16 protein-coding genes and 1 pseudogene are annotated in these 12,631 nt (G+C 41.7%); 7 read left to right on the forward strand and 10 right to left on the reverse strand.

Annotated elements, in window-relative coordinates:
- The 10 genes and pseudogenes from ACFO4R_RS07515 to ACFO4R_RS07560 all read right to left on the reverse strand — a co-directional run.
- Positions 1-436, reverse strand: a pseudogene (locus ACFO4R_RS07515) (IS5 family transposase); the annotation flags it as partial.
- A 42-nt stretch (positions 437-478) separates the two neighbouring features.
- Positions 479-1,366 (reverse strand): hypothetical protein, encoded by an 888-nt coding sequence (locus tag ACFO4R_RS07520; RefSeq protein WP_379788458.1) that lies wholly within the window; start codon positions 1,364-1,366, stop codon positions 479-481.
- A 54-nt stretch (positions 1,367-1,420) separates the two neighbouring features.
- Positions 1,421-1,606 (reverse strand): hypothetical protein, encoded by a 186-nt coding sequence (locus tag ACFO4R_RS07525; protein ID WP_109771078.1) that lies wholly within the window; start codon positions 1,604-1,606, stop codon positions 1,421-1,423.
- Positions 1,607-1,672: 66 nt separating this feature from the next.
- Positions 1,673-1,861: a hypothetical protein gene (locus ACFO4R_RS07530; protein ID WP_379788459.1), complete on the reverse strand. Its 189-nt coding sequence runs from the start codon at positions 1,859-1,861 to the stop codon at positions 1,673-1,675.
- Between the two features lie 15 nt (positions 1,862-1,876).
- A complete protein-coding gene (locus ACFO4R_RS07535) occupies positions 1,877-2,449 on the reverse strand; it encodes a DUF2815 family protein (protein ID WP_379788460.1) in 573 nt (190 codons plus the stop codon).
- A complete protein-coding gene (locus ACFO4R_RS07540; RefSeq protein ID WP_379788461.1) occupies positions 2,442-3,581 on the reverse strand; it encodes a DUF2800 domain-containing protein in 1,140 nt (379 codons plus the stop codon). Before ACFO4R_RS07540 ends, ACFO4R_RS07535 begins: the two co-directional genes overlap by 8 nt.
- A 1-nt stretch (position 3,582) precedes the next feature.
- A complete protein-coding gene (locus ACFO4R_RS07545; protein WP_379788462.1) occupies positions 3,583-3,903 on the reverse strand; it encodes an rRNA biogenesis protein rrp5 in 321 nt (106 codons plus the stop codon).
- Positions 3,839-4,048, reverse strand: coding sequence for a hypothetical protein (locus tag ACFO4R_RS07550; RefSeq protein ID WP_379788463.1), 210 nt, complete (start codon positions 4,046-4,048; stop codon positions 3,839-3,841). The genes ACFO4R_RS07545 and ACFO4R_RS07550 overlap by 65 nt, the downstream gene beginning before the upstream one ends.
- A gap of 144 nt (positions 4,049-4,192) precedes the next feature.
- On the reverse strand, positions 4,193-4,711 hold the full coding sequence (locus tag ACFO4R_RS07555; protein ID WP_379788464.1) for an RNA polymerase sigma factor: 519 nt from the start codon (positions 4,709-4,711) through the stop codon (positions 4,193-4,195).
- 245 nt (positions 4,712-4,956) lie between these two features.
- On the reverse strand, positions 4,957-5,148 hold the full coding sequence (locus ACFO4R_RS07560) for a hypothetical protein (protein WP_379788465.1): 192 nt from the start codon (positions 5,146-5,148) through the stop codon (positions 4,957-4,959).
- Between the two features lie 245 nt (positions 5,149-5,393).
- On the opposite strand from ACFO4R_RS07560, the gene ACFO4R_RS07565 reads away from it, so the two are divergent.
- From ACFO4R_RS07565 to ACFO4R_RS07595, 7 genes are all read left to right on the forward strand, one after another.
- Positions 5,394-6,590: an ABC-three component system protein gene (locus ACFO4R_RS07565; RefSeq protein WP_379788466.1), complete on the forward strand. Its 1,197-nt coding sequence runs from the start codon at positions 5,394-5,396 to the stop codon at positions 6,588-6,590.
- Positions 6,574-6,795 carry an ABC-three component system middle component 7 gene (locus ACFO4R_RS07570; protein ID WP_379788467.1) on the forward strand — a complete coding sequence of 74 codons (222 nt, stop codon included), beginning with the start codon at positions 6,574-6,576 and terminating at the stop codon, positions 6,793-6,795. Before ACFO4R_RS07565 ends, ACFO4R_RS07570 begins: the two co-directional genes overlap by 17 nt.
- A complete protein-coding gene (locus ACFO4R_RS07575) occupies positions 6,785-8,470 on the forward strand; it encodes a DUF2326 domain-containing protein (protein WP_379788468.1) in 1,686 nt (561 codons plus the stop codon). Before ACFO4R_RS07570 ends, ACFO4R_RS07575 begins: the two co-directional genes overlap by 11 nt.
- Positions 8,454-8,729 (forward strand): helix-turn-helix domain-containing protein, encoded by a 276-nt coding sequence (locus ACFO4R_RS07580; RefSeq protein WP_195395844.1) that lies wholly within the window; start codon positions 8,454-8,456, stop codon positions 8,727-8,729. The genes ACFO4R_RS07575 and ACFO4R_RS07580 overlap by 17 nt, the downstream gene beginning before the upstream one ends.
- Before the next feature lie 7 nt (positions 8,730-8,736).
- Positions 8,737-10,245, forward strand: a complete 1,509-nt coding sequence (locus tag ACFO4R_RS07585; RefSeq protein ID WP_379788469.1) for a class I SAM-dependent DNA methyltransferase — start codon at positions 8,737-8,739, stop codon at positions 10,243-10,245.
- Entirely contained in the window at positions 10,229-11,278 is a 1,050-nt protein-coding gene (locus tag ACFO4R_RS07590; protein WP_379788470.1) for a PIN domain-containing protein, read from the forward strand. The genes ACFO4R_RS07585 and ACFO4R_RS07590 overlap by 17 nt, the downstream gene beginning before the upstream one ends.
- 67 nt (positions 11,279-11,345) lie before the next feature.
- Positions 11,346-12,539, forward strand: coding sequence for a restriction endonuclease subunit S (locus tag ACFO4R_RS07595; RefSeq protein ID WP_379788471.1), 1,194 nt, complete (start codon positions 11,346-11,348; stop codon positions 12,537-12,539).
- Positions 12,540-12,631 lie beyond the last annotated feature (92 nt).

Here is a 12,631-nt window from a genome sequence, read left to right on the forward strand (position 1 = left end):
GTGACAAGAGTTCGCAGTGGCATACCATGCGCATCCACCGCAAGGTGAATCTTGGTATTGAGCCCCCTTTTGTCCTCCCTATTGCTTCGTTTCCTCCCCTTGCTCCGCAAGCATGAGGGTGGACTTTGCAATGGGAAGCATCAATCATCAGCCACTCATAGTCGGGTTCCGTTATGAGTTCTGCAAAGATATATTCCCAAATGTGGTTGTCACACCATCGTTTATATCTGCGATGGACCGCATTGAACTTGCCGTACTGAGGAGGGAGATCTCTCTAAGGGGAGCCGGTTCTTACGATCCATAGACAGGCATTGACAAACACCCTGTTGTCATTGGCGTTTGATCCACCTCGTTTATTTAAGTGCTGTTTGATAATCGGTTCAATTCTATTCCACTGTGCATCGGTTAAATCATGCCTATTTTGTAGCTGTTCCATCGTATAAAACCTCCTCTGTTTTATACGAGTATCTCACATTTTTTACGTTTTGTAAAGTATTGCGTAGACACGCTCTAAGTTGAGAACCTGTGAGAGCTTTGGAGGAGCAGACTTTCGAAGCTCTGCCACAGCCTTTTTGCCAAGAGTATCTGTTTTCAAACCATTGTCAGAAAGCCAAGCCTTCATCTGCTGGACGGAGTTAGGATTCTCAAGTTCTGTGATTTTCTTCATGGTTTCGGTCAGTTCCGTTCTGGAGCGAGTATCCATTTCGATGGCAGCAGCAACAAGCTCCATGTCTAAACGTACACCACGGTCGTTGATTTCTTGGTCCATGTGGTATTCATCCCAGACCTGAACTGGTACCGGAAACTTTGCAAGACGCTGCTGGATACCCATTTCGGTCTCTACATCACGAATATTATATTTTTTGAACATGGCCCATTTGTCCGGAGCATGGAAGGGGCGATTCCTTGTACGCTGCCCATTGGTTTTCGTGGGAGCACAAGGCTGGCAGAAATATTTGATGAGGTCTTTTCCTTCTGAGAGCTTCTGCTTTTCCAGACCCAGAACAGCGCCGACACCTTCCAAGGAGAGTGGGAGTCCCATCGTAACGGCCCATATCATGGAGCAACGCCAGCTTTCCGGCTCCAGATATTCTCCGGTCGGATAACCTAAGAAGCGAGAGAGGCAGATATGTTCAAAGGTAGCGTTGAAGGCCCACTTGATGACAGCTTCATCCTCCAAGGCAAGAAGGACCGCTTTGGGAATCTGTTCTCCACAGGCGAGGTCGATAACCTGAACGGGCTGGTTGTCTACACTGTAGGCAAAGAGTAAGATTTCAAAATTGGGAGACTCTACATAACGATAGACACCGGTCTTCTGAAGAGGTACATCGCTGTAGGTCTCAATATCAATACTGAGTGTTTTCATGAGGTTGTCCTTTCTATAAAACAGGCAGCAGAGAAATCCCTGCCGCCTGCCGTGTTACTGTTTATCTTTATTAGATTTGTATTTATTGATGTCACGGCGGATATGGTATACCGCATAGCGGATAAGGTAGAGAATGACTTTCCCTACGTTGTAGATGATGAAACCATATACCGCTACCAAAAAGGTATAGGCGATGACATTGCCAATAAAGAGATTCAATGTTTCTACAAATTCATTCATAGCTTGTCTCCTTTTGTCGAAAATGTCGATGGCGGCAGTGGGGGCCACCGCCATCGGGTTGATAGATTACTTAAAGTCCTTCATGCGCTTCTCATGGTATTCGAGGTCACGCTTGTCCTTTTCCTGTTCACGCTTTTCATGCTTGTGGTCATTGATGATGCTCTGAATGATAGAGACCGCAGTAGCAAGTCCCACACAAGCGAAGCAGCCGATACAGATGTTTACAAGAATCGTACTAATCATGATTGTCTCCATAGTTTGTCACCTCCATTAATCAAGGAAATCATCATCGTCATCAGTTGCGAAGTCGGATTCAGCAGATGCCTTACCACCAAGAGGCTCGCCATCACGAATCTTCTGCAGATTGTTAAGACCGCAGGCGATGCCCTTATTACCAGAGCTGTTGAAAGCATAGAAGCTGATGCTGGCACGACCGTAGACTCCGGAGTAAACCTCATAACGAGTGAGGATAGGATTGCGGTCTGCATCCACGATGCCCGGAGCAGAGGTTGCATTGGCATTCACAAAGTAGCTACCAGCGTATGCAGGGTCATCCGGTCTCTCAAGGTCGCCATCACGAAGAGGGGTTTTAAGTACGGAAAGCGCCGGTACGGACTTGCCGTTGCCCTTGAGCTTGGATTCGCCTTCACGGTAGGCTGCTTCGATAGCTGCTTCAATCTTAGCGACAGTCTTGGTGTCGGACTTCGGGATAATCAGGCTGACACTGTACTTCGGAGTGCCACCGTTGATGGATTTCGGTTCCCAGACGTTGGCGTAGCTCCAGCGTGTGTTAGGACCAGTGATAACCTTCATTGGATTTGTCATTTTTACATTCTTACTCATTGTCGTATTCCTCCATAAAATCATTTTTTGCTGTGTTCATTGCCGGGCGCTTATCGCTCACCGGCACAAGAGTAGGTTTGCCTTGTGGCTTTTCGATATAGGCTGCAAGGAGCTCTTCGAAGCGAGACTTACCGAGCAGCTTTTGCATGGCTGTGATACCAAGCAGCTTCTTTTCGTAAGGGTCAAAACCAGCAGCTTCAACAGCTTTCGACACGGCGTCTTCACTGGTGTATCTGAGGTTGGAGCGACCCTCGATCAGCTTCCAGCCGGTCCATTCTTTACCGCTGATTGCCTGCTGGAGTGCATACTCCTTGATGTCACCAGCCCAAGAGATCAGTTTGTCGACACGGGAGAGGATGACTTCGATTTCTGAATCCGTGAGCAGTGGCGGCAGCTTGAAATCATGCTGTGCGAGTAGAAGATTGGCTTCCGCTCTGGCTCGGCATTCATGCTTTGCCTTGCAGAATCCGCACCATTCGCCACACAGGAAGTTTCCATCACCGGCAAAGGCAAGGTCTGCGGTAGGCTTCAGAATTTCATCGGCCCATTGATACAGGTCGTCCTTGCTGACCTCGTAGGTAGAAACATTCTGGCGTCTGGGTTGGTAGATGGTCATGCTGACCGTATCGATGTCGTAGCTGTCATCGAATAGTTCCAGTGCGCCAAGGGCGTAGCATTTCATCTGCGGATTATTTTCTGCCGATACAAGAATTCCAAGACCGTGCTTATAGTCAATCACGTGCATGGTACCGTCGCTGATGAGAATGGCATCCGAGGTTCCGAAGCCTTGTTCCACCCAGCGAGAGAAGTCCACTCGCTGTTCAATCAGAACAACAGGGTCGGAGCAGGTCTGTTTGGTCTCTTCCAAAAGCTCCATGATGAAGCTGGCATAGCCGGTGGCACAATCCTCCATCTCAGCGTTGTACCAGTCGAGATTCTCGGTAGGGGCTGTAGCTTCCATACCGAGTGACTTGCGGAGCTTGTACTCACAAAGGGAGTGGGCATCTGTGCCTTCTGCAGCATAGTTGCTGCCTTTATCCTCATAGGTTTCGCAGAGTCTTGCTGACGGTGGGCAGTGGAGCCAGCGGTCAGAAGAGGATGCGGAGAGGATTGCATGTCCTTTAGGTGGCATATTAGAGCACCTCCACTTCCCTAAGCAGGGCTTCATAATGTTTCGGGTCTACGAGTGACAACTTGCTTGCACCGTACTTTTTAAGAAGCTCTCGAATTTCAGCTGTATGCCCGGCACGAGATTTATCAGCCAGAACAGCTCGAACTTCCTCAAGAGTCAGCGCAGGTTTTGTTTTCTTTTCTGGTTTAGCAGTAATATTTTCATTTTGCTGCTTATCGTCAGATGAAAACTGCTGTGCGAGCCAGTTTGCTGCATCGTTAATAGCAGCGGCAGCATTTCTCAGCTCTTCGATGGTCATAGATATATCGCTCATTTTTGACATTTACTGTTCCTCCTTCCTCGGCTTGTCTGTGTGCGGCGATGATTCTGAGATTCTTCGCCATTCTTGCGGATACCTGACTGATTGCAGTGAGAGTAGCAATCACTTCTGCGTCAGTACCGCTTCTGTTGTGAAAAGTCTGATTCACGATGTTCACCTCACTTTCTGTAGGTCGCTTTGTTTCGCCTTACACTACTCAATGGAGGTGAGATGGCCGTTTGGCCGAAAAAATATAAAAGAGTTTTTGAAAAGAAAAATCGTCCCCTGAAAAATCAGAGGACGACCATTCATATTAGATGTAGTCCTTAAGCTCGGAGCGGAGCTTCTGGAACAGCTTGTCCCTGCGATATACGAATGTATTACGAGAGAGGCCCATTTCCTTGCCACAATCACGTTCCGATTTTCCTTCCATAATAAGCTGGCAGATAAGACGGCCTTCCGGGTCCAGCTCGTTCAGCTTTGCGTAGAGAGCATTAAGAAGCTCTGCATCCTCTAACACTTCAGCGATAGCTGCAGATTCATCCGGTACATCGCCAAGCCAGCTCTTTTCGTTCCCGTCACCGTCGCTCACGGTGTTATCGAGAGAAAGCTGGTCGCCAGCCTTGGCATAAGGACAGGTGAAGCAATCCATGTCGCATAAGTAGCGCTTGCTTGCAGGGCAGACACAACGCCCATGTTCCTGCTGACGCTTACGGTAGGTGTTGATTTCACGGTAGTAGTTCGTGTAGAACTCCTTGTTAACATCCACCCAGCTCTTGGATTCCTTGATGTAGATACGATACGCTTTACTCTGGTTTTCATTGATTGCCATTCGATTTTCTCCTTTCGGCTGTTAAACCGAAGCGGAGATAACCGGTATGGCTGCCAGTTCTGATTGTCATAGATGGTCACCTCATGCGGATTTCTCCGCTTCATTCCGGTGACCAGCCGTTCGTAAGCTGGCACTCTATTGATAATGTTCTCTTGCTCATCAACTACGAACACACCACGTGGCCACGAAGATGGTGAGTTGATGGTCAAGAAAGTAGTTTTACGCCTTGCTCAGGGCGTTTTGTTTTAGTTGTCGTTTGCGATAAGCTCCAAATCAGCGAAAACTTCACTGTAGTAGCAAGGGCTTAAATCGTATGTTCCATGAGCGTCGTAACGTTGGAACACAGATTGGGCTACTTCAGAACCATACTCGGCTGCCACAGCATCAGCGGCATTCTCGATGTTGGTGAGCCACATTCTTTTTTCTAATTTTGTCATTAAAGTCACCTGCCTAACTTATGAGTGTGAATTCATGCAAAAAACTATGTGATAGCGTAAATGTTCATCAAAAAGCATAGAAATTTGTTTGAAAGTGTGATAGAATATGACTATGTAAGTATCGCGAAACTTAACTTCAAGTCATGCCTAAATTATAAAAAATAGGGAATCAAAAGTATTTGCCATTGTTTTGCCACTGTTTTGCCATGTTTTTACCGAGGGCATGTAAGGGAGGAATTGGACATATGAATGAAATGACATTATCTTCACTTATCCAAATCATGCAGGATGGGTTTATACAACATGACAAGCAGGAAAGTGCAGGTAGATTTTTGCTTGAGTCGGTGACGATACAAGAAGACTCTCTATGTACTACCGATTTGAATTCTAAAAAAATAAGTCGCCTGGTAAGCAGGAAGGATCCTGTCCCAGACGACATAAAGCAAGCCGCGTTAAGAAACGATATTGCTGTTAAAGTCGAAGAATATTTTAGGCAAAAGGTAATGTCGGATATAAACCCTTATACAAAAGATGATGTGCTTCAAAAATTGATGAATATTATCATTCAGGATGCTGAGATTGCACAACGCAAGAAAAATGAATTTCAGAGGTTATATGATGCGGAAGACGATGCTTATTTTTTGTATTCAGTATTCATGTATGTACTTCAGCGAAACAATAAAATCATTGCCAATGCAGTTGAATACCAGGATGCACCATTGCTAGCAGAGGTGAATTATGAATGCCCGCTTACTCATGAAAAATTAGTGGAAGAAGTAAAAGGTATTCCTAAGAAGAAATACGAGATTACTCAGATATTTCCTGATGATTTGCCATCAGAACTTGCTGCAACATTTAATGCTGTATATCCAAGACCTAAGAATTTAGATGCACCGGAAAATCTAATTGCATTAAGCCAAGAGGCCTCTGAAAACTATCTTATGAGTCCTATGGTTGATGAATATAAGAAACTCTATGAGATAAAGCAAGTTACCAGTAAACAGTACAAGGCTATTAATGCAATTAATAGAATCGAATTAGAAGCAGAAATAAGAGCAGCAATAGAGGGGTTGATTTCAATAAATCCTTCTGACGTGCTTCCGCAGCTAGAATATGCTGCACTGAGAATAGATCAAAAAGTCAGCGATGCGTTGTTAATGAATGATGTGCGAAATCATGTGCTTCAATACTATAGATACATAGAAACCATTTTTTCGGAAATGACAGATGTCTTTGACGATATTGCCGGGGAAGTAAAATTAAGTTCTCAAAAGTTGGAAAAAGCCGGTCTTTCCCAAGAAGACGTTATCTATAATCTGACGGAATGGATTCATAACAAAGCATTTGCAGGAGATACCAAAGGAAAAATGGCTTGTAGGATTGTAGTGTGCTTTTTTATTCAGAACTGTGAGGTGTTTTACAAAAATGAAATTTCCAAGTAAAGTAACTTCATATAAGGAAAGTAGCCTTGCATTATTTCCGGTGATATTAAAATATCTGGAGAAGAAGGATATGACACCTTCTGAATTGTATAAGAAAACAAGAGAAAAGATGTCAGGAATACAGGAATTTCTGGAGATTTTGGATTGCCTATATGTCTTAAATAAAATAGAGCTTGAAGGAGGTGTGCTTCACTATGTTGGTTGAAATATACTGCGATAAATTTAAAACTGGTGGAAAAGATGGTGAGGTACGTGCACCTATAACATTCCATGAAGGACTGAATGCTATTGTAGGTGATGAGGACAGATCCAACTCAATTGGAAAATCTACATTACTTATGATTATTGATTTTGTGTTTGGTGGAAAAGACTACATAAACAAGTGTTTGGCAGTGCATGAGAATGTGAAAGAACATAACATTTGCTTTACTTTAGAATTTGATGGTATTGAATATTCTTTTATGCGTAATACTGTCAAATACAATGAGGTAATTCGATGTGACAGACAATATGTACCTTGTGAAGATAAGAAATCGATGACTATCGAAGAATATACTGCTTTCCTTGGTGAAATGTACGGTTTAAAATTCGAAGGCTTATCTTGGAGAGGGTTGATGTCTAAACATATTCGTGTGTTTGGACGCGATACAATGGATGCGTCCAGACCTTTGCAAGAAGCAAAAGATGGAAAAGTTGAAGATGAAATAAAAAGATATTTAAAGCAGTTTTATAGATATGACATTGTTAAACAGCAGATTAATCAGGCAAAGGTTGCGGAAGACGAGAAGAAAGCATTTGGAAAATCTGTATCGTATGAGCATATCAGAATGGCTAGCAGTGACAAAGAATATAAAGCTAATGAAGCAAGAGTTGCTGAATTGCAGATCAAAGAAAACGAATTAGCTGAAAACAGTAGTAAGGGATTACTTGATCTTACAAGTATGCAGGCTCAGCAACTAAGTGAGTTGAATAGTTTGTTACTTAGTTATAGCAGGCAGAGAGCAAGGGTGCAGATGCAGCTTAATTCCCTGAGAAAAGAAATGACTGAAGGCAAAAAGTCTTTTAAGAGATCATATTCTGATTTGGAAAGATTTTTTCCGGGAGTGGAATTCAAATCGATTGCTGAAATTGATAAATTCCATCAGGGGCTATCAAAAGTCCTCCAGGAGGAATTTAAGGAAAGTGAAGCTGATCTTGCCACAACTTATGTAATGCTTGGAAGTGAGATTAAAAAGATAAAAGAGCAAATCGCAGAAATAAAAAATATTCCAAACGTTACACAAGCTGTATTGAAAGAATATGCTCGTATTACAACGGAATTAAATAATCTTAAGGCTGCTAACGAGAATTACACAACTTTTGGTCAGTTGAAGAAAACAGCAAAGGAATATGCGGAAACAAGAGACAGAATTATTGCTAGTCAGCTTTCAGATATTCAGGACGTTGTGAATGACAAAATGAAGGAAATCACTGTGAAAATTGTTAGAGATAAGAATTTGATTCCACCAAGACTCAATTTGGAAAAGATTAATTCTTACACATTCGAAACAAAAGGTGATGACGGAAGTGGTGCTGGTCAAAGGGGCTTGATTACATTTGATTTGGCTAATATGGCGGTATCAAATATTCCATTTGTTGTACATGACGCAGACTTGATGGATCCAATAGAAAAGCCAACTCTTACAGCTTTGATAAGGTATTATGATTCCATAAAAGAACAGAAAAAACAGGCATTTGTATCTTTTAGATCTTATGAATTTTATGCCGAGGAGATTAGAACTACAATTGAAAAATGTAAGGTGATTGAGCTTGAATCTGGAGGTTATGAATTATTTGGTTGGGCATGGAATAAGGAGAACCAAAATGAGCAAGGAGAATAAGAGCAAGAGTAAAAAAGTATTAAAAACGCAGTTTAGTTATAATCCACTCTGGAAGATGTTAATAGATCGGGGATTGAAAAAGCGAGAGCTACAGGAAATGAGTGAAGTAAGTGCTACTTCTATAGCAAAGCTTGGTAGAAATGAAAATGTGACAACAGAAGTCTTACTTAGAATTTGTGAATCCCTTGATTGCGATATACAGGATATTATGGAGCGAATTCCGATAAAACATGATGAAACTGCAAAACAGGAAGGATGAGAACAAAATGACAGATAAAAATACAGCCGATATTGGATTTGAAAAACAAATATGGGATGCAGCCTGCGTGCTTCGTGGCAATATGGATGCATCAGAATATAAGAACGTTGTTCTGGGATTGATTTTTTTGAAGTATATCTCAGATAGATTTGATGATAAGTATCAGGAACTTGTTGAAGAAGGCGATGGATTCGAGGAGGATATCGACGAATATACTTCTGAGGGTATCTTCTTTGTACCAGCTGGTGCACGTTGGAGTGAGATTGCAGCAAAAGCACATACTCCGGAAATCGGAACGGTGATCGATGATGCCATGCATGCCATCGAAAAAGAAAATAAGCGTTTGAAGGATATTTTGCCTAAGAACTTTGCACGTCCGGAGCTGGACAAGCGTAGACTTGGTGATGTTGTGGACCTGTTCACCAACATCCAGATGATTGAACACGGCAGTGAAAAAGATATCTTGGGCCGTACCTATGAATATTGTCTTTCTATGTTTGCTGAGCAAGAGGGAAAACGTGGTGGTGAATTCTTTACACCATCATGTGTAGTACGTACTTTGGTGGAAGTCTTGAAACCTTTCAAAGGACGAGTATATGACCCTTGTTGTGGCTCAGGAGGTATGTTTGTTCAGTCTGCGAAGTTTGTTGAGAATCACAGCGGTAACATCAGCAATATTTCTATCTATGGTCAGGACTCAAACCCTACTACATGGAAGATGGCGCAGATGAATCTTGCAATTCGTGGAATTGAGCCCGATCTTGGAACCTATGCGGCAGATACATTCCTTGATGATCGTCATCCAACGTTGAGAGCAGATTATATTATGGCTAATCCCCCTTTTAACCTTTCCGATTGGGGATTGGATAAACTAAAAGAAGATCAGCGATGGAAATACGGAACACCACCAGCAGGGAATGCTAACTTTGCATGGCTTCAGCATATGATTTTTCATCTTGCACCAGCAGGCCGTATTGGTATGGTATTAGCAAATGGTTCCCTTTCTTCTCAATCAGGCGGAGAGGGTGATATTCGTAAGAATATTATCAATGCTGATTTAGTTGAGTGCATTGTTGCAATGCCTACTCAGCTTTTCTATACAACGCAGATTCCAGTTTCACTTTGGTTTATCAATAAGCAGAAAAAACAACCGGGAAAGACTTTATTTATTGATGCTCGAAAGATGGGAACAATGGTGAGCCGAAAGCTTCGTGAGCTGACGGATGAAGACATCAATAAGATTTCAGAAACCTATGAAGCTTTTGTTGACGGAACACTTGAAAATATTAAGGGATTTTGTGCTGTTACGGATACAGCTGAAATTGAGAAACAAGATTATATCCTTACACCTGGACGCTATGTGGGTATTGAAGAGCAGGAAGATGACGATGAGCCCTTTGAAGAAAAGATGGATCGGTTAACATCTGAACTTGCGGAAATGTTTGCAAAGTCGCATGAACTGGAGGACGAAATCAGGAAGAAGCTGGGGGCGATCGGATATGAGCTCAAGCAGTGAAATAACGTATTGTTTGATTTTTGATACGAATGCGTTGTTTCAAGCATATGAAAAGAGGGCAGATTTCACAACTTTTAGCTTCAATGCAACATTTGAACATGTAGTTGGTATGATTGAGCAACTTGATATATATGAATATGTAACCATAGCTATCCCATCAGTTGTCTGGAGTGAAATGGAGAAGCAGATTATAGAAAAGCATGATGAATTGCTTGTTACATATAAAAGTACAATATCAAAGAAACAGTTTCCTGAGTATTCTATACAGGAGAATCTTACAATAAATTATCCAGAATATATAAAAATTAAGATTGAGGAATATAAGAAGGAGATTTCAGGAAGAGCAAATAGCGTTATAGAAATTCCAATTGCTTCTAATAATAGGTTTGAAAGCATTGTAAATCGTGCATTTAGTAAGTTGCCTCCATTTGAGGGAAAAGACAAAAAGTCTGATAAAGGATTTAAGGATGCATTGCTATGGGAAAGTGTTTTGGAATTTGCATTAAAACACCGCGACTCAAAAATCATATACTATTCCAAAGATAATGCTTTTGGAGAATTTCTGCTAAAGGAGTTTGCAGAAAATGTATCAGATTCATCACTGTTCATATGCAAAAATGAAAATGAAGTTAAGGTGCAGTTAGAAGCGTGGGCAAAGGAAATTGACAAATATTCGTATCAACCAATTGAAGATTATGATGAAAATAAGGAAATTGTTGATTGGTTAAATTCTGGAGATTTTTCTGTGCAGATAATAGAGCGAGACTTTGGTCTTGTTGAAAAAGGACGGTTGATTACTTCAACTACAGCTCATTTGATTAGCATTGATAATATTGAATCTTTGAATTCGGACGAGAATGGAATTGAATATTATATTGAAGCAGCTTTGCAGTTTATATACGAATTGAAGGATGGGGGAAAAACACAGGACACAATCAACGTAGGCATAGATGTTAAGATGCTGGATGATGCTACTTATTCGGTTGAAGATGCTTATAGAACGGATGAAGATGAAACTGAAAGTGAGAGTTAGCTTATGAATACAGGACAAGGAAGAATAAACGAATTTGTAATTCATGAAAAACTGGAGGAGATTGGGTATGAAATCTGAGTGGACAAAAAAGAAGCTTTCTGATATTGCAGATTTCAATCCGAGAGAAACAGTAAAAAAAGGTGCTATAGCTAAGAAAATCCCTATGGATGTGCTCCGCCCATTTTATCGCGATATTCCATATTATGTTGAAGAATGTTTTTCTGGTGGTACGAAGTTCCGTAATGGAGATACAATTATGGCACGAATTACGCCGTGTTTAGAAAACGGAAAAACAGCTCAGGTCTCAATCTTAAATGATGGAGAAGTTGGCTTTGGCTCAACGGAGTATATCGTATTCCGAGCAAAAAAAGGAATCGCTGATAAGGACTATTTGTACTATCTCGTTTGCAGCCCAGAAGTAAGAGAACCGGCAATAAAATCTATGGTCGGTTCATCTGGACGACAGCGTGTGCAGACGGAGGTGGTAAAGAATCTTGAAATTGATGTTCCACCATTAGTTGAACAAGAAAAAATCGGCTCATTCCTGAAGGCGTTTGATGATAAAATTGCACTCAATGATAGGATAAACAAGAATTTACTTGAGCAAGCATTAGCAATTTATAAGGACTGGTTTTGTGACTATGCTCTTTCGGATGGAACTCTCCCCGAAGACTGGAAGATTACAACAATTGATGCCATCTCCAGCTTAGTTACCAGAGGTATCGCGCCTAAATATGATGATAGCAGTGAACAAATAGTTCTTAACCAAAAGTGCATTCGTGATCACACCATTGACATTTCTCTCGCTCGCCGACATCTTCCAAAGAAAATCAATGAGAAATGGATTTCAAAAGGTGATCTACTCATTAATTCTACAGGCACCGGAACGTTGGGGCGTGTTGCTCAAGTTTGGTTTGAAGCAAATAACATGACTGTAGATTCCCATGTAACTATTGTTCGTCCAAAAGATCCAATATTACAAAGCTATATCGGCTTTTGGGGACTTTCTCATGAAAGTGAAATTGAAGCTCAACATACAGGAAGCACTGGACAAACGGAACTTCCAAGAGACAGGGTCAAAGCTATAGAACTTCCTCTGCCCGATGAAGATACTCTCAGTAAATTTAATGAACTGGTCATTCCAATGACAAGTACCGTTATATCTAACCAAGAAGAGAATGCCCGTTTATCACAACTTAGAGATGCATTGTTACCTAAGCTCATGTCCGGCGAACTTGATGTCTCTGACATTGACCTCTAAGCAGCTAAATTCTTGTTTAACCTAGAGCGTGTCTACACAAATTAAACAAGGCATCTTAACCATAAAACGATCGATGCCAAATGAATTGCTCC

Origin of the sequence: Filifactor villosus (assembly GCF_042652965.1) — a bacterium.
In the GTDB taxonomy this organism is placed as follows: domain Bacteria; phylum Bacillota; class Clostridia; order Peptostreptococcales; family Filifactoraceae; genus Filifactor; species Filifactor villosus.